Raw genomic sequence first — 25056 nt, 5'->3', positions numbered from 1 at the left:
TGGGAAATGAAAATGCCCGCGTAAAGGAACGCGGACATCGCTGTCATGTTTTAACAATTTATTGACGCCTTTTCCAAAAGGCCGTGGGATCAGCCGCGGCGGATCAGGTCGTCTTCCTCGTCGCTCAGCGAAAGACCAAGCTCCTCCATCCCACTTTCAAGGTGGTCGCTCAGGTGCGGCGATCCCAGCAGATAATCCGCAGTGGGCGTGGTGTTTTCAGTCTTTGCGGTATTGATCGCATCGGCCAACTCGTCTGCGGCAAAGGCATCGCGACCAATCCACATAACAGCCACGAGGCTGGCCTGTTCATCTTCGTTCAGCCGCTCAATAAAGCCGCGCAATTCGCCCTCGGCGCGGTTAAGTTCGCGGGACATCAGCACGACCTGCGCCACTTTCCATGGTGAGATTTCCAGCATAGTGCCTCTCCGTTCTGGTCCGTGATACTTTCCGGTATCACCATCGGCGCGTCTTTGATGTGGCGCAATAAGATACTCCCCTCATTTTGCCTGAATTGCCGGCAAGGGCAAGCACTCCCGCGCGTGGTGAGCGGCAGCAAGCCGCGTCTACAAGCTTTGGACCAAGCCGGGACGCTGCCCCGGGCCGCTGGGCATTGCAGGCCAGAAAGAAGGTTTGCTCAGCTCTTTACGTCCGGTGCCATCACAAAATCAAACCCGAGGTGGGGATAGCTGGGCGTCAACGCTGCCATCACATCCGCCCGCATCTTTTGCTGCTCGGCGGCGCTGTGCGCGTCGAAGAATTCCGGTGACACAAAGGCAACCGCCAGAAAGGCGCTGCCGGTCTTTGAGATAAACATGTCCTCGACCTGATCCTCAGGGACCTGCGCAAGGATTTTGGTGCGGATGTCATCCCGCGCCACCTTGTCGCCAAGCGCCCCACCCGACATTTCGATGAATGAGCTGCGGATCAGGCCGATGGGCTGATAAAGCACAAGCGCGCAAAGCGTGATCACCAGAAGCGCATCCCCGATCTGCGTCAGGAATCCCCACTCGCCCGCCGGATCAATGGTCGAGAATGCCACCAGCGTGACGCCTGCGCCCAGCGACATCAGCCCGTCGATACCGGACTGCACGGTGTAGGCCCCGAGAATGGTCGACGTGCCGTTGAGCTTGCGGTTGGCGGCGCGAAAATAGAACGCGAGGCCAAAGCAGATCACAACCATTGCAATGGTGTAGACAAGGATAATCGAGGCATCCACCACAGGGAAGGTTTCCCCCCGCGTGTAACGCATGATCTTGGAGATGTTTTCCGTAACAGCGGCGATGATCACCCCAACGGTGAGGATTCCGATGAAAAGCGAGTAAGTGGCCTCAAAGACAAACTTGCCAAAAGGGTAGGTCTTGGAGGTCTGGGTTTTGACGCTGGATATTTTCAGAGCAGCAAGAGTCGCCACAACGCCGATAAAGGAGAAATTGCCATCCAGCAGAAGCGCTTCGGAGCCCGAAAGATAGTAGGCCAACCAGCCCGACAGGGCCATAACCATGCCCAACACCGCCGCGACGATGATCGCGCGCTTTTCAATGTTCTGATGCATCGAACGCTCCGTTTGGGCTTTGCGCCAAAATGTAGGCACTCCGTCCCACAAGACAAGATCAGCTGTCGGGTTTGGTCAACGGAACCACCTTGTCGGTCTCATCCGGCGCGAGTTCTTCAAAATCGAAATTGTCCAGCCGCCGCGCACGCCGCCCCGCCTTGTCGGCACTGACCTTAATCTCGCTGATGTCCTTGGCCGCTTGACCAAAGTGGCGATCAAGGTTTTCCACCCGCGTCCCCAGCCGATCCACATCCTTGTGCAACAGCCCCAACTCCTTTCGGATCGCGCCGGCCTGCTCGCGCATCCGTGCGTCTTTCAGAATTGCGCGCATGGTGTTGAGCGTCGCCATGCAGGTGGTCGGCGAGACAATCCAGACCCGCGCATCAAAGCCTTCTCGGACCAGATCGGGAAATTTGGAATGCAGTTCGGCATAAATCGCCTCTGACGGCAGGAACATCAGCGCCCCATCTGCGGTCTCGCCATCGATGATGTACTTCTCCGAGATATCGCTGATGTGTTTGCGCACCGAAGTTTTGAACATCTGTATGCCGGCCTTGAGTTCCGCTTCGGTCTGCGACGCTAACATCCTCTCATAGGCCTCCAGCGGGAACTTGCTGTCGATCACAATCGGCCCCGGCGGGTTAGGCAGATGGATCAGGCAATCCGCCCGCTTGCCGTTCGACAGCGTGTGCTGCAACGCATAGCTGTCCGTGGGCAACGCCTTGCTGACAATGTCGTTCAGCTGAATTTCCCCAAACGCACCGCGCGTTTGCTTGTTGCTCAGGATATCCTGCAGGCTCAACACATCGCCCGACAGCCGCGTGATGTTTTCCTGCGCCTTGTCGATGGTCTGAAGCCGTTCCTGTAACTGCGTCAAAGAGGTCGCCGTCTGCTTGGCATTGCCCGACAGGGACGCATTCAGCTTCTCCTGCATCTCATTAAGCGCGTGACCGGTCCGCAACTGCATGTTGGCGAGGTTTTCCTGCATCTGAAGCTGCTGCGTCGCCAACGTGTCGGTCATCTTCTGTTGCATCGATGCAAGGTTCTCTCCCGTGCTGCGCTGCACCTTGGCGAGGTTTTCGTGCATGTTCACCTGCACCTCGCCCAACCGCTGCTCCATCAAGGTACCAATCTGACCCTGCGCCTGAGCCTGAGCTTGCAAATTGCCATCCAGATGCGCCTGCCCCGTGGCAAGCTGATCCACACGCTGCGCCATCTGCCCCATATGCTGCGCAATCACCGCCTCCGTCTGCTCCGCACGTTTCTGCGCCGAATTCCGCAAAAGCAGAAACAGCACCACAAGCGCCAAACCGACAGCCCCCGCCACATATAACACCAAGGTCTCGAAATCGGCCGAGGCCAGATCAAATCCATTCATCATGTTCGCCCAAACAGCCGTTCGATATCGGCCAGTTTCAATTCGACATAGGTCGGCCGCCCGTGGTTGCACTGCCCCGAATGCGGCGTCGCTTCCATCTCGCGCAAAAGCGCGTTCATCTCTTCGGCGCGCATCCGCCGCCCCGACCGGATCGAGCCGTGACAGGCCACGCGGCTCAGGATCGCTTCCAGCTTGGCTTGCACCAACATGCTTTCGCCCGCGTCATCCAGCTCGTCCAGAATATCCAGCACCATCGCCCGCGCGTTGACCTCGCCCAGCAAGGCAGGGGTTTCCCGCACCGCTACCGCATCGCCGCCAAAGGCCTCAATCGTCAGCCCCAGTTTCGACAACTCTTCCGCTACAGCCAGCACCCGCGCGCAATCGCCCTCGGACAGCTCCACAATTTCGGGGATCAACAACGCCTGTGCCGCAACGCCGTTCTCCGCCATCTGGCGTTTAAGCTTTTCATAGACCAGCCGTTCATGCGCCGCGTGCTGATCGACAATCACCATGCCGGTCTCGGTCTGGGCCACGATATAGTTTTCATGCACCTGCGCCCGCGCCGCGCCCAAGGGCAGTGCCTCGACCTCGGGGGTTGTCTCGACAACAGGTTCCACACGTGCCGAGTAGCTTTCGGTCAGATCAGCAAACCCCGGTTCCGGCGCTTGGCCCATCGGCATCGGCGCCTGCCCCTGATAGGCCGCGACCCGTGCCCCAAGCGAAGGCCGGTCCATCTGATACACCCGCGCCGCGCCACTTGGCGCCTGCGGAGTCGCCCCAAGCGCGCCCATTGGCTCAGGCCGGAACGCCCCCAACGTTGCGCCCGCCACGGTGGTCGATGCCCGATGCCCCGCCTCCGCCAACGCATGGCGCAGTGACGACACAATCAACCCGCGCGCCAATCCCGGATCACGGAACCGCACCTCCGATTTGGCCGGATGCACATTCACGTCCACCAGATGCGGGTCACAATCAATAAACAGCGCCGCCGCCGGATGGCGATCACGGCTCAGGAAATCGAAATACGCCCCGCGCAGTGCCCCAACGAGCAGTTTGTCCTTCACTGGACGCCCGTTCACAAACAAATACTGCGCCACAGACGAGCCACGCGAATAGGTCGGCAAAGCCGCATAGCCAATCAGCCGCAACCCATCGCGCTCCGCATCAATCCGCAGAGCGTTTTCGGCAAATTCCTTGCCGATGATCTTGGCCAGCCGTCCGTGTAGCGCATCAAACAAATCACCGGTCTCACCCTCGGCCCGAAAGGTCACGCGCCCCTCGCCGCCACCGGTCACATCGCGCAGCGTAAAGCCAATGAACGGCTCGGCCATCGCCAGACGCTTGACCACATCCGTGATCGCCTGCGCCTCCGCCCGATCCGTGCGCATGAATTTCAAACGCGCTGGCGTCGCGTAAAACAGATCGCGCAGTTCCACGATAGTACCACCGGACAAAGCCGCCGGTTTCACCGGCCCCATCACGCTGCCTTCAACCGATATGCTGGCCGCTGGCGCGCGGCCCACGCGCGAGGTGATCGTCAAACGCCCCACCGCGCCCAGCGACGGCAAGGCCTCTCCGCGAAACCCGAAGGTGTGGATGTCGAGCAAGTCAGACCCGTCAATCTTGGACGTCGCATGGCGCGACAGCGCCAAAGGCAACTGCTCCTCAGTGATCCCGCAACCATCATCCGTGATACGAATAAGCGTCTTGCCGCCATCGGCATAGGCGATCTCGATCCGCGTCGCCCCCGCATCGATGGCATTCTCGACCAACTCTTTGACCGCCGAAGCCGGACGTTCGACCACTTCACCGGCGGCAATCCGGTTGATCGCCGCATCGTCCAATTGACGAATAACGGGCAATTCTTGGCTTATATTGGGGTTATCCACAGGCATGGGGCCAAATCTAGCATGTTCCCCTTTGATTCTGCCACCCGCCATTGTCCCACACCCGATGCTTTTGCTGGACAGGCCCTTTCCGTCACGGCAATATTTGATCAAATTTTTTGACCTGCCGGAATCACTTCGCGCAGCCAAGGGAGCTTCACCATGAAAGACGACAATTTCCTCAAGGAAAACAACGCACGCCACCTGTGGCATCCGATGGGAGCGCCGGCCGACGCGCATGGCACCCCGCCCAAGATCATCAAGGGCGCTCAAGGCGTGAACATCACCGATATTGACGGCCATTCCACCGTAGACGCCGTAGGCGGGCTTTGGTGTGTGAACCTCGGCTATTCAAACGACGTGGTGAAAGACGCCATCGCCAAGCAGCTTTATGACCTGCCCTACTATTCCGCTTTTGCCGGCACCTCGAACCCACCGGCGATCGAAGCGTCTTATGCGGTGCGCGAGTTCTTTGAGGCCGACGGCATGACCCGCGTCTTCTTCACCTCAGGCGGCTCGGATTCTGTGGAAACCGCCCTGCGTCTGGCGCGGCAATACCACCGCCTGCGCGGCGAGCCGACCCGCACCAAGTTCCTAAGCCTCAAGAAAGGCTACCACGGCACACATTTCGGTGGCGCCAGCGTCAACGGCAACAACCGCTTCCGTATCAACTACGAACCGATGCTGCCCGGCTGCTTCCACCTGCCAAGCCCCTACACCTATCGCAACCCGTTCAATGAAACCGATCCGGCACAGCTGGCCCAAAACATCGCCGCCGCGATGGAAGACGAGATCGCCTTTCAAGATCCCAAGACCATCGCCGCCTTTATCATGGAACCCATTCAGGGCGCAGGCGGCGTGATTGTGCCGGATGCCAGCTTCATGAAGCTGATGCGCGAGATTTGTGACCGCCACGGCATTTTGCTGATTTCTGACGAAGTCATCACCGGCTTTGGCCGCACCGGCGACTGGTCCGGCGCGCGGCACTGGGGTGTGCAGCCCGATATGATGACCACCGCCAAAGGCATCACCTCCGGCTACTTCCCCGTCGGCGCCTGCATGGTCGGCGACAAGGTTGCGGACGTCTTTGAAAACGACCAAACCGGTGAGGCAGGCATCTTCCACGGCTACACCTACTCCGCCCACCCTGTTGGCTCTGCGGCTGTTGTGGCCTGTTTGGCTGAAACACAACGTCTGGACGTGAAAACCAACGCCGCCGCGCGCGGCACGCAGCTGTTTGAAGGCGTCAAGAAACTGGCCGAGAAACACGACATCATCGGTGATGTGCGCGGGGGCCACGGGTTGATGACGGGCATCGAGCTGGTGTCTGACAAAGCCGCCAAAACACCCATGGACATGGCAACGATGAAGAAAGTGCACGAAGCCACTTATCAGGCTGGCGCCATGGTACGACTTGGCATGCACAACATCCTGATGTCCCCGCCGTTGACCATCTCCGAAACCGAGGTCAACTCGATCCTCACCGCGCTCGACGCAGGTTTCTCGGCGGCCTAAATCAAAAAGCCCGCAGCGTCAGCTGCGGGCTTTTTTCTTTGGGGTCAGGCGCGGCCCCAACCGCCGCCGCCCGGCGTGCCCATGCCAAAGACGGCCCCCGCAGGCAGGTCGATCTCGTCAAACCCCTTCAGGGCCACCCGCGTCCCGTCCGGCATCTCGGCCCAGTTCACACCGACGCCGCCCGCATCACCGCCGTCCACACCAAACGGCGCGACCTCTCGATGCGAGCAAAGCGTTGTCACCGTCACCGGCTCCAAAAACCGCAACAACCGCAACGACCCGTTGCCACCGGACCACTTTCCAGCCCCGCCGGACCCTTCGCGCACGCCAAAGGCCTCAAGCCGCACGGGGAAGCGTTTCTCCAAAATCTCAGGATCGGTGGAGCGCGTGTTGGTCATATGCGTCTGCACCGCATCGCAGCCATCAAACCCCGGCCCCGCGCCGGTCCCACCGGCAATCGTTTCATAGTTCTGAAACTGATCATTACCCCAGATGAAATTGTTCATCGTCGCTTGCGAGCAGGCCATCACGCCCAGCGCCCCATAAAGCGCATTGCATGTCGCCTGAGACACCTCCGTGTTCCCCGCAATCACCGCCGCCGGATAGACAGGGTTCAACATAGAGCCATCCGGCACCACGATCCGCAACGGCTTCAAACACCCTTCGTTCAACGGAATCTCCGCCCCAACCATGGTGCGGAACACATACAAAACAACCGCGCGGCACACCGCCAGCGGCGCATTGTAGTTCCCAGGATGCTGCGCAGACGTGCCCGTGAAGTCGATCACTGCCTCCCGCGCCGCGTGGTCCACAGAAACCTGCACCTCGATGCTGGCCCCATGGTCCATCGGATAGCTGAATGACCCGTCCGTCAGCCGGTCAATCACCCGCCGCACGCTTTCTTCAGCATTGTCCTGCACATGGCCCATATAGGCCTGCACCACGCTCAGCCCATAGTGATCAACAACCTTGAGCAGCTCCCGCCGTCCGGTCTCATTCGCGGCCACCTGCGCCTTCAGGTCCGCCATATTCTGATCCGGATTGCGCGCCGGATACATACCGGACGCCAGCACATCCCGCGCCACTGTGTCCTGCAAATCGCCACGGCTCACCAGCCGCACGTTGTCGATCAACACGCCTTCGTGGTCGATATGCGTGCTGTCAGGAGGACCAGAGCCAGGCGTGCGCCCGCCAATGTCGGCATGGTGCCCGCGCGAGCCAAGCCAGAATACCACCTCGCCGCCATGAAACACCGGCGTCACCACGGTCACATCCGGCAAATGCGTGCCGCCATTATACGGCGAGTTCAGCATGAAGGCGTCACCCTCATGAATATCGCCAGCGTTTTCGCGCATGACCGTGCGGATGCTTTCCGCCATCGATCCCAAATGCACCGGCACATGCGGCGCGTTCGCCACCAGATCGCCTTCCGTGTCAAAGATCGCACAGCTGAAATCCAGCCGCTCCTTGATGTTCACCGACCACGACGTATTGGCCAGCGTGGCGCCCATCTGATCAGCGACCGACATAAAGAGGTTGTTGAACACCTCGAGCAGCACGGGGTCCACAGTGGTCCCCGCCGCCCGCTCGCGTGTCATTTCCTCGACACGCTCAAGAATGAGGTTGCCCATACTATCCTGCCGCGCCGCCCAGCCGGGCTCCACAACATTGGTACCGGTTTTCTCCGAAATCACCGCAGGCCCTTGGATGACCGCACCCGCGCTCAGGCTCTCCCGTTCATAAAGCGGCACATCGCGCCGCCCGCCCGTCACATGCACGTCAATCATCGCCTTGGGCGCATCGCTCTCGCCCACCGGCACAACGCCCGGTGCCTCGCCGGTCTCCCCAATCGCCTCGACACTCAGCATGTCAAACAGCAAACCGCGCTCCGGCGATATGAACCCAAACCGCTGCTTGTGCACCGCTTCAAACGCTGCCTGCATTTCGCCAGCCGAGCCAAAAGCCACTTCCAGCGGCTGATGGCTTCCGTCATAGCGCAAATGCGCCCGCGCCTCGCACCGCACCTGCGCCACACCCTGCGCCGCCACTTCTTCGCGCGCCTCGGCCTCAATCGCAGCCAAGGCTGCCTCAGCTGCCTCGACATCCGCCAAAGGTGCATCCAACTGCACCTCTCGCATCGCACGGATCTCTGCCAGCCCCATGCCGTAAGCTGACAAAACCCCCGCGTGCGGGTGGATGAACACTTTGCTCATGCCCAGCGCATCGGCCACCAGACAGGCATGCTGCCCACCCGCACCGCCGAAACATTGCAGCGCATAGCCGGTCACGTCATGGCCGCGCTGCACCGAGATTTTCTTGATCGCATTGGCCATATTATCGACTGCAATCCGCAGGAACCCTTCGGCCATTTCCTCGGGACTGCGCGCCGCATCGCCGGTCTCCGCCGACACAGCCTCGGCCATTTCGGCAAACTTCGTGCGCACCACATCCACGTCCAGCGGCAGATCGCCCTCAGGCCCGAACACATGCGGGAAATGATCAGGGTTCAGCTTGCCGAGCATCACATTGCAATCCGTCACCGTCAGCGGCCCGCCACGGCGGTAACATGCCGGCCCCGGATCGGCGCCCGCGCTTTCCGGCCCCACCTGAAACCGCCCATCGCGGAAGGTGCAGATTGAGCCACCACCGGCGGCCACCGTATGAATATCCATCATCGGCGCACGCATCCGCACACCGGCCACCTCGGTCTCAAAACTGCGCTCATAGTCGCCGGCATAGTGGCTCACGTCTGTTGATGTGCCACCCATGTCAAAGCCGATCAGACGATCAAACCCCGCCGCCTCGCCGGTCTTCACCATGCCAACAATGCCACCCGCAGGCCCCGACAAGATCGCATCCCGCCCGTGAAACAGGCTCGCGTCCGTCAACCCGCCATTGGACTGCATAAAGAGCAGCCGTTCACAGGCCGAACCCACATCAATCGCCCCGGCGACCTGATCCACATAGCGCCGCAGAATGGGGCTCAAATAGGCATCAACAACCGTGGTATCGCCGCGCCCGACGAGCTTGGCCAAGCGGCTCACTTCGGAACTGACCGATACTTGCGTGAAACCGATCTCCCGCGCCATTTCTGCCGCGCGGACCTCATGCACGGGGTTCAGATAGCCATGCAGCCCCGCAATCGCGATCGCCCGAATGCCCTTGTCAAAGGCCGCCTGCATCTGCGCTCGCAGATTGGCCTCATCCAAGGGCCGCACCACGCCACCTTCGGCGTCCAACCGCTCGTCCATCTCGATCACATCTTCATAAAGCAGATCGGGCCGTTTGATCTCCAGATCAAACAACTTCGGCCGCGTCTGATAGCCAATCAACAACAGATCGCGAAACCCTTTGGTGATCACCAACGCCACCCGCTCGCCCTTGCGCTCCAGAAGCGCATTGGTCGCAACCGTGGTCCCCATCTTCACTGCGCGAATGGAGCCTTGCGCAAATTCACCCGTGACTCCCATCAACTCGCGGATACCCTGCACCGCGGCATCACGATACCGCTCCGGATTTTCAGAGAGCAATTTGTGCGTCACGACCGCGCCATCCGGCTTGCGCGCGACAATATCCGTAAATGTCCCGCCCCGATCGACCCAAAATTCCCACGCACCGCTCATGCTCAAACTCCCCTGTGTGACGCCACAGGTTTCGGCACCTTTCGAACGGATGTCAACGCAGGCGCAAACGACACCATCGCAACGCGCGCTCCCTTAACGCGAGCCCGAAGCAAAAATCGCACCGACGCAATACCGACGTTCTACCGACGCGATGCCGACAGCGGTTCTCCTCGCATTTTCAGGTCGTTAACCATCGATTCGCTTTGTCCGGGCTATGAGTGAGGAAAAGCGCGTTCGCAGCTTTACATATTCCAAATACAGAATATATATAACGCAACGCTTGAACAGCCGAGGCCCCATGTCCCGAATCTCCCGATACCTGCCCATACTGTCATGGGCGCGCACCTACAATCAGGCCACATTTGGCGCGGATATGCTGGCGGCCGTGATCGTGACAATCATGCTCATCCCGCAATCCTTGGCCTATGCGCTGCTCGCAGGGCTCCCGCCCGAGGTCGGGCTGTATGCGTCCATCCTGCCGCTGGTGGCCTATGCCATCTTTGGCACCTCCCGCGTGCTCGCGGTGGGTCCTGTTGCTGTGGTCTCCCTGATGACTGCCGCCGCCGTGGGCAATCTCGATCTGCCAGACATGCAATCCTACATCGCGGCAGCCATCGCGCTGGCTTTCATTTCCGGCCTGATCTTGACGGCAATGGGCCTCTTACGCCTTGGTTTCCTTGCAAATTTTCTGTCGCATCCGGTTATTGCGGGGTTCATCACCGCCTCCGGCATCCTCATCGCCATCAGCCAGCTCAAGCACATCTTCGGTATCTCCGCACACGGCCATTCCCTGCCCGATCTCATAGGCTCCCTGATCTCGCATCTGCCGGAAACCAATCCAATCACCTTGGTTCTGGGCCTCTTCACATTGTTCTTCCTGTTCTGGACACGCAAAGGGCTGAAGCCCCTTTTGCGAAAGCTCGGCCTCTCCAACACGCTCGCCGACATCGCAACCAAAGCGGGTCCCGTCGCTGCGGTTGCGGCGACCACCCTTGCGGCCTACGGCTTTGATCTGCAGTCCAAGGGTGTTGCCGTTGTCGGCACCGTACCAACCGGCCTGCCCCCTATCGGGCTGCCGGAGTTTGCTCCTGACCTTTGGTCCCAACTGTTCCTATCGGCCTTGCTGATCTCCATCATCGGCTTTGTCGAAAGCGTTTCTGTGGCGCAAACCCTCGCCGCCAAAAACCGCCAACGCATCGATCCCGATCAAGAGCTGATCGGCCTTGGCACGTCCAACATTGCCTCAGCAATTTCAGGGGGTTATCCCGTGACCGGCGGCTTCGCTCGATCCGTTGTGAACTTCGACGCGGGCGCCAAAACCCCCGCCGCCGGCGCTTTCACCGCCATTGGCATCGCCCTCGCCGCGCTCTTTCTCACACCGTTCCTGTTCTTCTTGCCCAAAGCCACCCTTGCGGCCACTATCATCGTCGCGGTCCTAAGTCTCGTTGACCTCTCCATCCTGCGTCACGCATGGGGTTATTCGCGCGTCGATTTCGCTGCGGTCGCCACCACCATTGCGTTGACCTTGGGCCTTGGCGTTGAGGCCGGCGTGTCCGCAGGTGTGCTTCTCTCCATCGGGCTGCACCTTTACAAAACCTCGCGCCCTCATGTGGCCGAAGTGGGTCTTGTGCCAAACACCCAACACTTCCGCAACATTCTGCGCCACAAGGTAAAAACCGTCCCGCACCTCGTTACTTTACGGATCGACGAAAGCCTGTATTTCGCCAATGCCCGCTTTCTCGAAGACTATGTTTACGACCGCATCGTGTGCGACGATCCAATTTCCGATGTGGTCTTGATGTGCTCTGCCGTGAACGAAATCGACCTCTCCGCGCTGGAAAGCCTTGAGGCCATCAACACGCGTCTTTCCGAACTCGACATCCGCCTGCACCTCACCGAGGTCAAAGGCCCTGTGATGGATCGTCTCAAACGCAGCCATTTCCTCGACGACCTAACGGGCGACGTCTTCCTTGCTCAATATGATGCGTGGGTCCATCTGGCAGGTGACAGGGCAAAGGCCGCCTAAACGGCAGGCGCGCCCAGTCGTTTGCGGCACGGCCCCCAAAGCGCGGTCAGGGCGAGGATCACCCCGGACACAGTGGCGATCATCCCCGCCGCGCTCACCGCATTGTCAAAACCGATCCACAGCGGTCCGTAGCCCGCCAAGATGTAGCCAAGAACAGCGGAAAGCACTGCAAAACCAACGCTCCACGCGATCTGCGTGCTCAGGCGGTTTGTCATCAACCGCGCTGCCGCCGGCGGGCAGATGAACATGGCGATAACGATGATCGACCCGACCGCGTCAAAAGCTGCCACAGCTGCAATTGCCGCCACAATCACCAGAGCCATACCGATGACATTGGTGCGCATTCCCATGGTTTGCGCAAAACCTTCATCAAATGTCGACACCACCAGCGGGCGCCAGCACACCCACAGAAATCCGCTGACCCCCACAAGGGCTGCCGCCACCCGAAACAACTCGACGGGCAGCTCCGCCAGCGCCACCGGATCAAACAAACTTTCCCAACCCATCGCATCCAGCCAGATCAAACTCTCCAGATTACCATAAAGCGCGTGTTCCACGTCCAGATGAACACCCGACGTGTCGGATTGCTCAAGCAAGAGAACACCCGCCGCAAAGAGGGTGGTAAACGTCAGCCCCATCGCCGCACCTGGTTCGATGTTGCCCAATCTCCGGATCGCCTCGATCATAACCACGGCCACTACCGCCGCCGCCGCCGCTCCCAAGAGCATCGGCACAGCCGCCACGACTCCTGTCACGAGAAACGCCACAACGATACCAGGCAGCACCACATGACTGATGGCATCCCCGATCAGCGCCTGCCGTCGCAGCACCAAAAAGTTGCCAGGCAGGGCACAGGCAACTGCGGCAAAAACCCCTATCAACAAAGGCGTTAGCGACAAAGGCACAAACTCGGCACCGGTCATGGCATCACCCCTGTTGGTCCGCCCATGCGCCGGTCAATTTCCGCGATTTGGTCAACGGTCAAAACAGTCTCTATCTCGCGCAATCCATCATATTGAACGGCCGCGCTTTCGAATGCCTGATCCGCGCGAACCAGCTCCCATCGTTTCTCATCCCGAAGCGCCTTCGCCGCGCGGGCTTTGCCATCTTCGGTTGCCACGCCATCGGCGTGGGCCAACCCTGCGCGGCGCAGCAATTTCAGGGTGAACCGCTCATAGATCGGCTGTCCTTGCGCCAACGCCAGCAGGCCCTGTCGCATGTGAACCCGCCGTTGAAATCGCCGGTGGTGCAGCCCCACCGCCAACATCCCGCGCTCGGGGGCAAGCAGAAGCGACACAACAAAAATGGCAAAGCTCGTCAGCACAATAATCGGTCCGGTTGGCAACGCCGGCGCCGTCGCTGACAGGGCCGCGCCGACCCACGCGGCCAACCCGCCGCACAACCCTGAAATCATCGCCATATGGTCCGTGCGATCGGTCCAGAACCGCGCCGTGACCGGCGGGATGATCAACATCGCCACGATCAGAACCAAGCCCACAACCTTAAGTCCGACAACCGTTACCGCCAGTGCCAACCCCATGATGGCCAGATCCACCCGCCCCACGTTGACGCCGCTCGCCGCCGAAAACTCCGGATCAAACGCCACCAACCCCATGGGCCGGCGCAAAACAAAAACCAGGGCAAGCGTCACCGCTCCGCCCACGGCAATCACAACCGCATCATTGAACAACATGCCCGCAGTCGAGCCGAGCAAAAAGCCTTCCAGCCCCGCTGCGCGCCCTGCATTCATGGTCTGGATCACCGTCAACAACACGATCCCGAACCCGAAGAAAACAGACAAAACCGCACCGATGGCCGCATCCTCAGCAAGCCGCGTGCGGGCAGTCAGCCAGTTCACGCACATCAGTCCGATCCACGAGGACACCGCCGCGCCCAAAAGCAACGCAGGCAGGCTGCGTCCGTCGCCCCCCAAAAGAACCATCACGATAAAGGCCAGCGCCACGCCCGGCAAAGTCGCGTGGCTAATCGCGTCGCTCACCAAAGCGCGTTTTCGCAAATATAGAAATGTGCCGGTGACACCGGCTGCAACGCCCAAAAGCGCCGCGCCAATCGTGACCAAAGTGGCGTTATAGCCAAGCCCGAGTGTCAGCGCGTCCCACAACATGGGATCACCCCGCGACCAGATCCAACTGGTCAATCTGACCTGTCGCCAGACGCCCGCCGTAAGTGCGGTCGAGATTTTCGGCACTAAAGGCCTCGGCTACAGTGCCTTCTGCCATCTTACGGGTGTTGACCAGGAAAACGCGATCGAAATACTCGGCAACAGTTGCCAGATCGTGATGCACCGCCACTACGGTTTTGCCTTCGTCTTTCAACGACTTCAGCACATCTATGATGGCCTTTTCGGTTGCGGCATCCACACCGGCAAAAGGTTCATCCAGCAGATACAGGTCTGCCTCCTGTGCCAGCGCACGCGCCAGAAATACCCGCTGTTGCTGTCCACCCGAAAGCTGCCCGATCTGGCGCTCCGCAAACCCCGCCATGCCCACACGTTCCAGACACGCCATCGCTTTGTCGCGGTGCTGTCCACGAATGCGCTGCAACAAGCCTAGTTCGCGATACAGCCCCATCAGAACCACATCGATCACCCGCGTCGGGAAATCCCAATCCACACTGGCGCGTTGCGGAACATAGGCGATCCGGTGACGCTCCGCTGCCAAAGGCTTACCAAAGACCGTCACCTGACCGGCCAGTGGCGAAACGATACCAAGTGCAGCCTTCAACAGCGTCGACTTGCCCGCCCCGTTGGGGCCGATAATCGCGGTCATTGCGCCTTCGGCAATGGTCATGTCCACGGAGAAAACCACCGGCTTTTGGCCATAGCTCACGGTCATACCACGCAGGGCCAACGGGCTGCTCGCAAGGCCTGCTCCGGTTGGCGCGACGCCATCATTTGCTGCAAGTTCCAAGCTCATTCCGTTTCCTTTACACGCGCCTATGATCCAGCCGACAAACGGCCAGACATTCCGCGTTCGGGCGCATCTCCGCCCAATGCATTGGATATGACCGTCACATTGTGATCAATCATCCCGATATAGGTGCCTTCATAGGTGCCCTCAGGCCCCATCGCGTCGCTGAACAATTCGCCACCGATCATAACGTCATGGCCCTTGGCCGCCGCGCCCTCGATGACAGCTCTCATCGACCGGTCCGACACCGAGCTCTCGACAAACACCGCACTGATGTCACGCTCCACCAGCATGTCCACCAAACCGCTGATCCGGTTCAAACCCGCCTCAGACTCTGTGGAAATCCCCTGAATGCCCAAAACCTCGAAACCGTGAGCCGCGCCAAAATAGCCAAAGGCATCATGCGCTGTCAGCAACACGCGGGACTCCGCGTTAACCGTTGCCAAACTGCGATCGGCATAGTCTGCCAGGGCCCGCAGTTCCTCGGAAAATGTCGCAGCATTCGCTTCAAACATCGCGCGGTGCTGGGGGCGCTCTTCAATCAGCGCATCACGTACCCGATCCGCCACCAGAACCCAGATCGAAGGATCCATCCAGACGTGCGGATCAAATTTGTCGTCGTAATCATCATGGCCACGCAAAAGATCGCGGGGCAATTGATCCGTGACTGCTACCACGTTTGTGCGCTTTTCAAGCTTGTGGAAGAACTCTTCCATCTGCGCTTCAAGATAAAGACCGTGCCAAAATACGATCTCCGCACGCGTCATCGCAACAATGTCCGTACGTGTCTGCCGATATGCATGCGGATCTACGCCCGGCCCCATCAGGCCACGCACGTCAACTGCGTCGCCACCGATGCGGCGCACTGTGTCTGCAATCATGCCTGTGGTCGCCACAACCGCCAGTTTGTCCGCCGCAAATGCCACTTTAGGCGCGACAATCAAGCCCGCCATGGCACTAGCTACAAACTGTCTGCGAGAGAATCGCATCATCCACCTCGATTTAGGTTAAGTTGAATATGAGAACCATTCGCAATACTGTCAACGCAATTGCGACTTATTCTCATCTTTTTTCTGACCATAGGGTCAAAAAAATACATCCTACCTCTTGTCGTCTCTTGCATATGCTACGTCTTCTGAGGCATTTTAGACCTGTTTTCCGCAACAGGATGGACCGATGCAGACGCCCACTATTTCCGCCGAAGGGCACCAATTGCCGACGGCGATCGAGCCGCGCAACCCCGGCATGGAGCTGGACCTCGACTGGGTTCGCACCGCACAGGCCAACACTTCGGCCATTGAACGCCGCGCCAAGACCCTTCCCGGGCGGCGCTCGGTCAAAAAAGAGTATCAGGCCGCGTGGCTGTGCAAGGCGATTTCTTTGATCGACCTCACCACCTTGTCTGGTGATGACAGCGAGGGCCGCGTCGAACGCCTCTGCGCCAAGGCCAAACAGCCTGTGCGCGCCGACATTCTGGAAGCCCTCGACATGACAGGTCTGACCACTGGCGCGGTCTGTGTCTATCACGACATGATCGAATCCGCCGTGGCGTCGCTTAAGGGGTCCGGCATTCCGGTCGCCGCCGTATCCACCGGCTTCCCTGCGGGCCTTTCGCCCTACCACCTGCGGATCGCTGAAATCGGCGAAAGCGTCAAAGCGGGTGCCGAGGAAATCGACATCGTCATCACCCGTCGCCACGTTTTGCAAGGCAACTGGCAGGCGCTTTATGACGAGATGAAAGAAATGCGCGACGCCTGCGGCGACGCCCATGTCAAAGCCATTCTCGCAACCGGCGAACTGGGCACCCTGCGCAATGTCGCGCGCGCGTCACTGGTGTGCATGATGGCCGGCGCCGACTTCATCAAGACTTCCACCGGCAAGGAAAGCGTCAACGCCACCCTGCCCGTGTCCCTCGTGATGATCCGCGCCATCCGCGACTACTATGACCGGACCGGCCACCGTGTTGGCTACAAACCTGCAGGCGGCATTTCCAAGGCGAAAGATGCGCTGGTGTATCTCTCGCTGATGAAAGACGAACTCGGCGACCGCTGGCTGCAACCGGACCTCTTCCGTTTTGGCGCATCCTCGTTGCTCAACGACATCGAACGCCAGCTCGAACACCATGTCTCCGGCCACTACTCCGCCGGCTACCGCCACGCGATGGCATAAGGGACCACACCAATGACCGTAAAAGAGATTTTCGAGACCATGGACTACGGCCCCGCCCCCGAAAGCGCCGGAGATGCACTGGCATGGATCGTTGACCAAGGCGCAGCCTTCGGCCACTTCATCGACGGCGCATGGACTGCACCGCGCAAGGATTTTCAGTCCAGCAACCCCGCCAACGGCGAAACCCTCGCGGACCTGACGCAAGCCACCGCGGACGAGGTTGACGCCGCCGTCAAAGCTGCCCGCAAAGCCCAACCCAAATGGGAGGGTCTGGGCGGTCACGGCCGCGCCAAATTCCTCTATGCGATTGCGCGCTTGCTGCAAAAACATAGCCGCCTGTTTGCGGTTCTGGAAACGCTCGACAACGGCAAACCGATCCGTGAAAGCCGCGATATCGACATTCCGCTGGTTCAGCGCCACTTCTACTATCACGCGGGCATGGCACAGCTGATGGAAAGCGAACTGCCCAACGCGCAGGCGCTTGGCGTGTGCGGTCAGATCATCCCGTGGAATTTCCCGCTTCTGATGCTGGCATGGAAAGTCGCACCCGCGCTTGCCATGGGTAACACCGTGGTTTTGAAACCTGCCGAATACACCTCGCTCACCGCGATGGCCTTTGCTGATCTTTGCCAACAGGCCGGCCTGCCTGCGGGCGTGGTCAACATCGTCACCGGCGACGGCGCGGTCGGCGAAATGATCACCACCCATGACGACATCAACAAGGTCGCCTTCACCGGCTCCACCGAGGTTGGCAAACGCATCCGCCAAGCCACCGCGGGCTCCGGCAAATCTCTGACGTTGGAACTGGGCGGGAAGTCCCCCTACATCGTTTTTGAAGACGCCGACATTGACTCAGCCATCGAAGGTCTGGTCGACGCAATCTGGTTCAACCAAGGTCAGGTCTGCTGCGCCGGTTCCCGCCTTCTGGTGCAAGAGGGCATCGCCGAGCGGTTCCACACCAAACTCAAGGCCCGCATGGACGGTCTGCGTATCGGCAACCCGCTCGACAAATGCATCGACGTCGGTGCCGTTGTGGATCCGGTTCAGCTGCAAACCATCACCGATCTTGTCGACGGCAACACCGAAGGCGAAACATATCAGGCCGCCATCGACATGCCTGTGGAAGGCTGCTTCTACCCGCCGACCCTGATCACTGGTCTGGCGCCGTCCTCGCACCTGATGCAAGAAGAGATATTCGGGCCAGTGCTGGTCTCAACCACGTTCCGCACCCCGTCCGAAGCGATACAACTGGCCAACAACACCCGCTACGGTCTGGCGGCAACGCTCTGGACGGAAAACGTGAACCTCGCGTTGGACATCGCCCCGAAACTGGTTGCCGGTGTGGTCTGGGTCAACGCCACCAACCTCTTTGACGCGGCCGCCGGCTTCGGCGGTGTACGCGAAAGCGGGTATGGTCGCGAAGGTGGTTGGGAAGGGCTTTCGGCCTACACCAAACCCAAAGGCACGCCCAAGGCGCTCAAACCGGTTGAGGCCTTCTCAGGCGACAAAGGCCCGCTCGATCCCCTGGATCGCACACCGAAACTCTACATCGGTGGCAAACAAGCCCGCCCTGACGGTGGCTACAGCCAGAACATCTATGGCAGGAACGGCGTCCTGCTGGGGCAGGCTCCGATTGCCAACCGCAAAGACCTGCGCAACGCGGTTGAGGCGGCTCATGCTGCCAAGGGCTGGTCCGGCACCACGGGCCATCTCCGCGCCCAGATCCTGTATTACATCGCCGAAAATCTCTCGGCACGCTCCGAGGAATTTGCCCAGCGCATCAACGCGCTAACCGGCGGAAAACAGGGCGAGGCAGAGGTGGAAACCTCTATCCGCCGCCTCTTCACCTATGCTGCATGGGCTGACAAATACGATGGTCAAGCGCATGGCGTGCCAATTCGCGGCGTCGCGCTTGCGATGAAGGAACCGGTTGGCGTGATCGGCGCCCTCTGCCCCGATGAAGCCCCGTTGCTCGGCCTCATCTCGGTCATGGCCCCCGCCATCGCCATGGGCAACCGCACCGTTCTTGCCGCATCGCAGGCCTTCCCGCTGTCGGCGACAGACTTCTATCAGGTACTGGAAACCTCCGACGTTCCCGCGGGTGTGGTGAACATCCTCACCGGCCCTCATGCCGACCTTGCCAAGCCAATGGCCGGTCACTTGGACGTCGACGCCGTCTGGTCTTTCTCCAGCGCGGATCACTCCGCCACAATCGAGCGCGAAAGCGCTGGCAACCTCAAACGCACTTGGGTCAACAACGGCCTTGCCCGCGATTGGATGAACGCCGAAGGCGAAGGGCGCGCCTTCCTGCAAGCAGCCACCGAGGTCAAAAACATCTGGGTGCCTTACGGCGAATAAGCCTCAAAGCAGACAGACAAAAAAGGGGCGGTCACAATGGACCGCCCCTTCTTCTTTCTATCCAATGGCAGCAGCTAGCTGTCGCTGAGGCAAAGCCCCTCAAACCCCATCAGGTTTGCCCACCACCACAAACGTCAGAGCCTCAGGGTCCAGCAATTCTTTTGCGACCCTGTTCACATCTTCGACGGTTACGTCATTCACATAGTCATTGCGGTTCACGATATAATCCACCGGCATGCCATCCATCTGCATGCCAACCATGATCGAAGCAATCGACCCATTGCCGTCAAAACGCAACGGATAGGCTCCGGTCAACAGGGCCTTGGCTTTTTCCACTTCTTCAGGCGTCGCCCCGTCCTCAGCCATCCGCGCCCATTCCGAACGGATCACCGAGATCGACTCGGCGATGCGGTCATTCGCGCTGGACACAGAGCCCAAATAAACATCCGCCAAATCGCGCAGCACGAGGTAGGAATACACCCCATAGGTCAAACCCCGCTTCTGGCGCACCTCAGTCATCAGGCGGCTTTCAAACCCGCCGCCGCCCAGCACCACATTCAGCACATAAGCCGCGAAGAAATCCTCGTCGTCGCGATGAATGCCCGGCTGGGCGAAAAGGGCAACCGACTGGGGCGTGTCAAAGTCGACGACATCCACTCCACCGGCGAAAGATAGTTCTGCCCTTTCAGGCAGGGCGGTGCCAGTTTCGGGCAGTTCCCCCAACAAAGCGTCCAGCATCGGCCCAAGCTCTTCGGCGGTCACGTCGCCCACAACACCGACGTACATCCGGTCTTTTGCCAATGCCCCTTTGTGCGCTGCCACAAGGTCATCACGCGTCAAAGCGGTCACACTTTCGATCGTGCCATCGCCCTCGGAGGCATAAGGATGCTCGCCATAGGTGACTGCGCTCATACGTTTGGACGCAATCTTGTCAGGATCCGTCAGGCTGCTTCGCAAACCGGACAAAACCTGCTTCCGCACCCGCTCGATCGCTGCCTCAGGAAAGGTTGGCTCTATGAGGGAAAGACGCAGCAACTCCAACGCCTCGCTGCTGTTTTCAGTCAGAAACCGCGCCGAGATCGATACCGCATCCGCGTTGCTGTCATAGCCGAAATTCGCCGCGAGTGCCTCGCTCTCACGAGCAAAACCCTGCGCATCCAGTTCCCCTGCACCCTCTTCGAGCAATCCAACCATCAAATTGGTTGCACCGCGCTGTTCAGGCAAATCAAGCGACGTGCCACCGCGGAACCGCAACTCCATGGCGACAAAGGGGATGGAAGGCTCCTCAACCAACCAGGCTTTGATGCCACCTGGCGATGTCACTTCCTTGATGTTGATTTCAGCCCAAGCAGGAAAGGCAGCAACCGCCGCAACAAAGGCAACTACAAAGCGGATCATTGCGTGACCTCCTCTTCACCCATCAGCCAGCCCGTCACCGACTTTCGTTTGTCAAAAACCATCTGCGCTGCGGCGATGATGTCCTCCTCGGTGACCGCCTGCAAAATCTCGGGCCACGCCTGAATATCCGCAATTTCAAGTCCCGAAGTCAGAGCACGACCATAACGGTTTGCCAGACTGCTTACGCTGTCACGTTCGTAAACCTGGGAGGCGCGCAGCTGCATTTTGATGCGCTCAAGTTGCTCGCTGTCGACACCGGTTTCAATGAACTCCGCAACAACCGCATCCATCGCTTCTTCCGCTTCTTGCAACGACACCCCGGGAACAGGCACCACCACGAAATCAAAGGTCGTTTCATCCAGAGTTGTGCCGTTGTACCAGCTTGCGGCATAAACCACCTTCTGCTGTTCAAACTGCAGTTTCTGGCTCAGAACAGAGGTCTGGCCACCGCCAAGAACTTCTGCCAGCATCGTCAGCGCCGCCGCGGTTTTCTGATCCCCCGGGTTGCGCTCAGGTGCCAGATAGGACCGTGTCACATAGGGCTGAGCCACCCGTGGATCGTTGTAGGTCAGGCGGCGCGGGCTGATCTGGGGCGGCTCTTTGGTGCGCACCCGCTCCGGCAAATCCGGATTGGTAGGAATTGCGCCGTAATACTGCTCCGCCAGCACCTTTACGGCCTCGGGCTCAACATCGCCGGCGACCAGAAGGATCGCGTTGTTTGGGGCGTAATACGTGTCATAAAATGCTTGGGCGTCCTCAACCGACAGCGTTTCCATCTCGTGTTTCCAGCCAATGATGGGCACGCCATAGCGATGGTTTTGATATTGCGCTGCATTCAATTGCTCGCGGAAAAGCGCCCCGGGACTGTTTTCCACCCGCTGATTGCGCTCTTCAAGGATCACATCGCGCTCTGTGACAACCTCTTCGGGGTTCAAACGCAGGTTCACCATACGCTCGCTTTCCATCTGCATCATCAATTCCAGACGGTCGCTCGCAACGCGCTGGTGATACGCGGTCACATCAAAGCTGGTAAACGCGTTGTCGCGCCCGCCGTTGGCGGCAACCACAGAAGAAAATTCCCCGCTTTCGAGGTTTTCCGTTCCCTTGAACATCAGGTGTTCCAGAAAATGTGCAATGCCCGATGTCCCGGCCTGCTCGTCTGCCGAGCCGGCTTTGTACCAGACCATATGCATGACCACCGGTGCCCGGTGGTCTTCAACCACCACCACCTGCATACCATTGTCCAACATGAAATCGGTAACAAGTTCACTGGCCTTCGCTGGCAGGGCCAGAACGGCCACACCAAGAGCCGCTGCAAAGAGTCGCTTCATGCGAAAAACTCCGTTTGGATCGCTTGTTAGGATAGTTACGCTACGGTCGCGCGGCTTCAAGGGATCAAACGGACTTGTGACCGAAGGCCAGCGCCAAAGCGCCGGAAATCCTTACTCGCCTATAGGGGCCGCAGGTGTTCTGGCACCCGCACGACGCCAACGCCACCACTCATCGTTTTCCTCAAGGTCGAGCGGTCGATAGACCTTTTCATATATGTTGGTCTTCTTGAGGCGGATATTTGTGAAACGACCGCGCTTCTTGCGGAAATCTTCATCTTCAAGACGCGTCGTTTGACGGATGTCGGCAGTCCGACCATTGCGCGAGGCATAGTTCACCAAAGCTCCGTCAGAAGACCCGATGGTGTTTGCGCTGTCGCTCGAGGGAACCCGCCCGCCCAAAGCCACTACAGCATCACCAACCGGATCAAGATCGGTGCGGTTGGCCTCTCCGGGTGTCGGCGCGGGAAGTGCTGCGTAATCTTTGGGCTGTGTCAGCTCTTTGCCGGGCAAAATGCGGAACTCGTCGGGCCCATCAGTGTTGTTGGGCATAGTGCGCAGGGTTTTGTCGCTGCTGCACGCCGCAAGCCCAGCAACCAATCCCAAAATCAACAATCGCGACACGTGCATTCGCACACCTCCAGCAAAGTTGCGCCAAGGTTTAGCGCATTCAATCTCTGACGTCACGCCTCTCTTTTGTTGCCGCCAAAGATCACCAATCCGATTGCTCCCGCAAAAATCCACACGTCCGCAAGATTGAACGCAAAGGGGTTGTCGATCCCGCAGCAAGCCATATTCAAAAAATCCGCGACCGCCCCGTAAATCAGTCGGTCAACGACGTTGCCGAGCGCCCCACCGATCAACAATCCAGCGCTCAGTAGGCCCCATTTTCCAGGCGGATCGCGTTTGACCCAGCCCAACACAAAAACCGAAATCGCCACAGCTATTGCGATCAAAAACCAACGAGCGATTTCAGGGCTGCCGGAAAACAGGCCAAAGTTAATTCCGTCGTTCCACGCCATGTGGAACCGCAGCAAAGGCGGCAGAACATCCATCGCGATCACTTCACGCAAGTTCAGCAAATGCACAACGGCATATTTGCTGGCCTGATCGGTGATAAAGGCCCAAAAGCCTGCCCAAAATACCAGACGCATCCTGCGTCTCCCTAACTGCCCGTCTGCCTCGCGCCGCTTTCCGGCACATTTGATTTTGTTGGCGCTATCGTAAGCGCTAAAGGCCTCCGCAACAAGGAAATAGCCGCGAAGGCCTCTGTCAGAACCGCTCTGCTTTAGTGGCGGAAGTGACGCATACCGGTAAAGACCATCGCAAGACCGGCCTCATCAGCTGCTTTGATAACCTCTTCGTCACGCATGGAACCACCTGGCTGAATCACACACGTGCCACCCGCAGCAGCCGCTTCAAGCAGACCATCCGCAAACGGGAAAAACGCATCGGATGCCACCGCGGATCCTTTGGCAGGGCTTTCGTCCATGCCCAGTTCATCAGCCATGCGCTGCGCTTTGGAGGCCGCCACGTTGGCGCTGTCCAGGCGGCTCATTTGACCCGCGCCTACACCCACGGTCGCGCCGCCTTTGACGTAAACAATGGCGTTGGATTTGACGTGCTTGGCGACCTTCCATGCAAAGAAGAGATCGTCGAGCTGCTCATCTGTCGGCGCAACCTTGGTCACAACCTTCAGATCGTCCTTGCTGACATACCCAACGTCTTTGTCCTGAACCAACAGACCACCGGCGACCTGTTTGTAGGCCGTGATCGCCTTGCGCGGATCGGGTAGACCGTCAGTCAGCAGCAGACGCAGGTTCTTCTTCGCCGCAAAGATTTCCTTGGCTTCCTCGGACGCACCTGGTGCGATCACAACCTCGGTGAAGATTTCTACGATCTTGGCCGCGGTTTCCGCATCCAGCGGCTGGTTCAGCGCCACAATGCCACCAAAGGCCGACGTACGGTCGCAGTCAAACGCCTTCTGATACGCTTCAACCAGCGTCGCGCCCACGGCCACACCACAAGGGTTGGCGTGCTTGATGATCGCCACCGCAGGGCTCGCTGCCGGATCAAACTCTGACACCAGCTCAAACGCCGCATCCGTGTCGTTAATGTTGTTGTAGCTCAGCTCTTTGCCCTGAAGCTGGGTCGCAGTCGCCACACCGGGTCGGTTCGACCCATCGGTGTAGAACGCCGCTTTCTGATGGCTGTTCTCGCCATAGCGAAGGGTTTGCTTCAGCTCTCCCGCAAACGCGCGGCGTTTGGGGGCCTCAAGCTCCAATTGCTCGGCCATCCATGTGGACACAGCCGCGTCATAGGCAGCGGTACGTGCATAGGCTTTCTGGGACAACTTGCGACGGAACTTCGGGCAGGTCGCGCCGTCGTGCTGATCCATGTCGCCGAGCAATTTGTCGTAGTCTTCAACGTCAACGATCACGTTCACAAAGGCCGCGTTTTTCGCGGCTGCACGGATCATCGCAGGACCGCCGATGTCGATATTCTCGATGCAAGTGTCATAATCGGCACCCGCCGCCACGGTGGCCTCAAACGGATATAGGTTCACCACCAGCAGATCGATGCCCGCGATGCCGTGCGCATCCATCGCCGCGACGTGGTCGGCATTGTCACGCAGGGCCAACAAGCCGCCATGCACTTTCGGGTGCAGCGTCTTTACACGACCGTCCATCATCTCGGGAAACCCTGTCACGTCCGACACGTCTTTGACCGCAAGCCCAGCATCGCGCATCGCTTTGGCGGAACCGCCGGTGGAGAGCAGCTCAACACCGCGCTCTGCCAGCGCTTTGGCCAGGTCGATCAGACCGGTCTTGTCAGAAACAGAAATCAGGGCACGGCGAATAGGCAGCAATTCGGTCATAGCGGGCACGGGTCC

Annotated in this window: 18 protein-coding genes; 4 read left to right on the top strand and 14 right to left on the bottom strand. The window is 59.4% G+C overall.

Annotated elements, in window-relative coordinates:
* Positions 1-89: 89 nt before the first annotated feature.
* The 4 genes from BM069_RS09435 to mutL all read right to left on the bottom strand — a co-directional run bounded on the left by BM069_RS09435 (position 90) and on the right by mutL (position 4825).
* A complete protein-coding gene (locus BM069_RS09435) occupies positions 90-416 on the bottom strand; it encodes a DUF3775 domain-containing protein (RefSeq protein ID WP_093323209.1) in 327 nt (108 codons plus the stop codon).
* A gap of 218 nt (positions 417-634) precedes the next feature.
* A complete protein-coding gene (locus BM069_RS09430) occupies positions 635-1552 on the bottom strand; it encodes a cation transporter (protein WP_093323208.1) in 918 nt (305 codons plus the stop codon).
* A gap of 58 nt (positions 1553-1610) precedes the next feature.
* The gene (locus tag BM069_RS09425) at positions 1611-2930 is read right to left on the bottom strand and encodes a DNA recombination protein RmuC (RefSeq protein WP_093323206.1); all 1320 of its coding nucleotides are present in this window, start codon (positions 2928-2930) and stop codon (positions 1611-1613) included.
* Positions 2930-4825 carry a DNA mismatch repair endonuclease MutL gene (gene mutL, locus BM069_RS09420; protein ID WP_093323205.1) on the bottom strand — a complete coding sequence of 632 codons (1896 nt, stop codon included), beginning with the start codon at positions 4823-4825 and terminating at the stop codon, positions 2930-2932. The genes BM069_RS09425 and mutL overlap by 1 nt, the downstream gene beginning before the upstream one ends.
* A gap of 153 nt (positions 4826-4978) precedes the next feature.
* Here mutL and BM069_RS09415 point away from each other — a divergent pair, with 153 nt between their 5' ends.
* Positions 4979-6331: an aminotransferase class III-fold pyridoxal phosphate-dependent enzyme gene (locus tag BM069_RS09415; protein WP_093323203.1), complete on the top strand. Its 1353-nt coding sequence runs from the start codon at positions 4979-4981 to the stop codon at positions 6329-6331.
* Between the two features lie 44 nt (positions 6332-6375).
* Here the strand turns inward: BM069_RS09415 and BM069_RS09410 are convergent, their stop codons facing one another.
* Positions 6376-9954, bottom strand: coding sequence for a hydantoinase B/oxoprolinase family protein (locus BM069_RS09410; protein ID WP_093323201.1), 3579 nt, complete (start codon positions 9952-9954; stop codon positions 6376-6378).
* Between the two features lie 298 nt (positions 9955-10252).
* Between BM069_RS09410 and BM069_RS09405 the strand changes: the two genes are divergently transcribed.
* Positions 10253-11980, top strand: a complete 1728-nt coding sequence (locus BM069_RS09405; protein WP_093323200.1) for a SulP family inorganic anion transporter — start codon at positions 10253-10255, stop codon at positions 11978-11980.
* On the opposite strand, the gene BM069_RS09400 is transcribed toward BM069_RS09405, so the two are convergent.
* The 4 genes from BM069_RS09400 to BM069_RS09385 are packed head-to-tail and all read right to left on the bottom strand — an operon-like array spanning position 11977 to position 15899.
* A complete protein-coding gene (locus tag BM069_RS09400; RefSeq protein WP_093323198.1) occupies positions 11977-12903 on the bottom strand; it encodes a metal ABC transporter permease in 927 nt (308 codons plus the stop codon). The genes BM069_RS09405 and BM069_RS09400 overlap by 4 nt on opposite strands.
* The gene (locus BM069_RS09395) at positions 12900-14105 is read right to left on the bottom strand and encodes a metal ABC transporter permease (protein ID WP_093323197.1); all 1206 of its coding nucleotides are present in this window, start codon (positions 14103-14105) and stop codon (positions 12900-12902) included. Before BM069_RS09395 ends, BM069_RS09400 begins: the two co-directional genes overlap by 4 nt.
* Positions 14106-14109: 4 nt before the next feature.
* Complete coding sequence (locus BM069_RS09390) at positions 14110-14916, bottom strand: metal ABC transporter ATP-binding protein (protein ID WP_093323195.1); 807 nt, start codon at positions 14914-14916, stop codon at positions 14110-14112.
* A 20-nt stretch (positions 14917-14936) separates the two neighbouring features.
* Positions 14937-15899, bottom strand: a complete 963-nt coding sequence (locus BM069_RS09385; RefSeq protein WP_093323568.1) for a metal ABC transporter solute-binding protein, Zn/Mn family — start codon at positions 15897-15899, stop codon at positions 14937-14939.
* A gap of 187 nt (positions 15900-16086) precedes the next feature.
* On the opposite strand from BM069_RS09385, the gene deoC reads away from it, so the two are divergent.
* Positions 16087-17079 carry a deoxyribose-phosphate aldolase gene (gene deoC, locus BM069_RS09380; protein WP_093323194.1) on the top strand — a complete coding sequence of 331 codons (993 nt, stop codon included), beginning with the start codon at positions 16087-16089 and terminating at the stop codon, positions 17077-17079.
* Positions 17080-17091: 12 nt separating this feature from the next.
* Positions 17092-19437, top strand: a complete 2346-nt coding sequence (locus BM069_RS09375; protein WP_093323192.1) for an aldehyde dehydrogenase family protein — start codon at positions 17092-17094, stop codon at positions 19435-19437.
* 99 nt (positions 19438-19536) lie between these two features.
* Here the strand turns inward: BM069_RS09375 and BM069_RS09370 are convergent, their stop codons facing one another.
* From BM069_RS09370 to purH, 5 genes are all read right to left on the bottom strand, one after another.
* Positions 19537-20835 (bottom strand): M16 family metallopeptidase, encoded by a 1299-nt coding sequence (locus BM069_RS09370; RefSeq protein ID WP_093323190.1) that lies wholly within the window; start codon positions 20833-20835, stop codon positions 19537-19539.
* Positions 20832-22166 carry a M16 family metallopeptidase gene (locus tag BM069_RS09365; protein WP_093323188.1) on the bottom strand — a complete coding sequence of 445 codons (1335 nt, stop codon included), beginning with the start codon at positions 22164-22166 and terminating at the stop codon, positions 20832-20834. Before BM069_RS09365 ends, BM069_RS09370 begins: the two co-directional genes overlap by 4 nt.
* 111 nt (positions 22167-22277) lie before the next feature.
* A complete protein-coding gene (locus BM069_RS09360) occupies positions 22278-22793 on the bottom strand; it encodes a DUF3035 domain-containing protein (protein WP_093323186.1) in 516 nt (171 codons plus the stop codon).
* A 53-nt stretch (positions 22794-22846) separates the two neighbouring features.
* Entirely contained in the window at positions 22847-23317 is a 471-nt protein-coding gene (gene lspA / locus BM069_RS09355; RefSeq protein ID WP_093323184.1) for a signal peptidase II, read from the bottom strand.
* 134 nt (positions 23318-23451) lie between these two features.
* Positions 23452-25041, bottom strand: a complete 1590-nt coding sequence (gene purH / locus BM069_RS09350) for a bifunctional phosphoribosylaminoimidazolecarboxamide formyltransferase/IMP cyclohydrolase (RefSeq protein WP_093323182.1) — start codon at positions 25039-25041, stop codon at positions 23452-23454.
* Positions 25042-25056 lie beyond the last annotated feature (15 nt).

Source organism: Shimia haliotis (assembly GCF_900114415.1).
Classification (GTDB): domain Bacteria; phylum Pseudomonadota; class Alphaproteobacteria; order Rhodobacterales; family Rhodobacteraceae; genus Shimia; species Shimia haliotis.
The sequence above is the reverse complement of the archived record's forward strand: the minus strand, read 5'-3'. Positions and strand labels throughout refer to the sequence as shown.

What these genes read in the sequence shown, in the direction of transcription:
- BM069_RS09435 (WP_093323209.1), bottom strand. Translation starts at nt 416, where the DNA reads ATGCTGGAAATCTCACCATGGAAAGTGGCGCAGGTCGTGCTGATGTCC.
- BM069_RS09430 (WP_093323208.1), bottom strand. Translation starts at nt 1,552, where the DNA reads ATGCATCAGAACATTGAAAAGCGCGCGATCATCGTCGCGGCGGTGTTG.
- BM069_RS09425 (WP_093323206.1), bottom strand. Translation starts at nt 2,930, where the DNA reads ATGAATGGATTTGATCTGGCCTCGGCCGATTTCGAGACCTTGGTGTTA.
- mutL (WP_093323205.1), bottom strand. Translation starts at nt 4,825, where the DNA reads ATGCCTGTGGATAACCCCAATATAAGCCAAGAATTGCCCGTTATTCGT.
- BM069_RS09415 (WP_093323203.1), top strand. Translation starts at nt 4,979, where the DNA reads ATGAAAGACGACAATTTCCTCAAGGAAAACAACGCACGCCACCTGTGG.
- BM069_RS09410 (WP_093323201.1), bottom strand. Translation starts at nt 9,954, where the DNA reads ATGAGCGGTGCGTGGGAATTTTGGGTCGATCGGGGCGGGACATTTACG.
- BM069_RS09405 (WP_093323200.1), top strand. Translation starts at nt 10,253, where the DNA reads ATGTCCCGAATCTCCCGATACCTGCCCATACTGTCATGGGCGCGCACC.
- BM069_RS09400 (WP_093323198.1), bottom strand. Translation starts at nt 12,903, where the DNA reads ATGACCGGTGCCGAGTTTGTGCCTTTGTCGCTAACGCCTTTGTTGATA.
- BM069_RS09395 (WP_093323197.1), bottom strand. Translation starts at nt 14,105, where the DNA reads ATGTTGTGGGACGCGCTGACACTCGGGCTTGGCTATAACGCCACTTTG.
- BM069_RS09390 (WP_093323195.1), bottom strand. Translation starts at nt 14,916, where the DNA reads ATGAGCTTGGAACTTGCAGCAAATGATGGCGTCGCGCCAACCGGAGCA.
- BM069_RS09385 (WP_093323568.1), bottom strand. Translation starts at nt 15,899, where the DNA reads ATGCGATTCTCTCGCAGACAGTTTGTAGCTAGTGCCATGGCGGGCTTG.
- deoC (WP_093323194.1), top strand. Translation starts at nt 16,087, where the DNA reads ATGCAGACGCCCACTATTTCCGCCGAAGGGCACCAATTGCCGACGGCG.
- BM069_RS09375 (WP_093323192.1), top strand. Translation starts at nt 17,092, where the DNA reads ATGACCGTAAAAGAGATTTTCGAGACCATGGACTACGGCCCCGCCCCC.
- BM069_RS09370 (WP_093323190.1), bottom strand. Translation starts at nt 20,835, where the DNA reads ATGATCCGCTTTGTAGTTGCCTTTGTTGCGGCGGTTGCTGCCTTTCCT.
- BM069_RS09365 (WP_093323188.1), bottom strand. Translation starts at nt 22,166, where the DNA reads ATGAAGCGACTCTTTGCAGCGGCTCTTGGTGTGGCCGTTCTGGCCCTG.
- BM069_RS09360 (WP_093323186.1), bottom strand. Translation starts at nt 22,793, where the DNA reads ATGCACGTGTCGCGATTGTTGATTTTGGGATTGGTTGCTGGGCTTGCG.
- lspA (WP_093323184.1), bottom strand. Translation starts at nt 23,317, where the DNA reads ATGCGTCTGGTATTTTGGGCAGGCTTTTGGGCCTTTATCACCGATCAG.
- purH (WP_093323182.1), bottom strand. Translation starts at nt 25,041, where the DNA reads ATGACCGAATTGCTGCCTATTCGCCGTGCCCTGATTTCTGTTTCTGAC.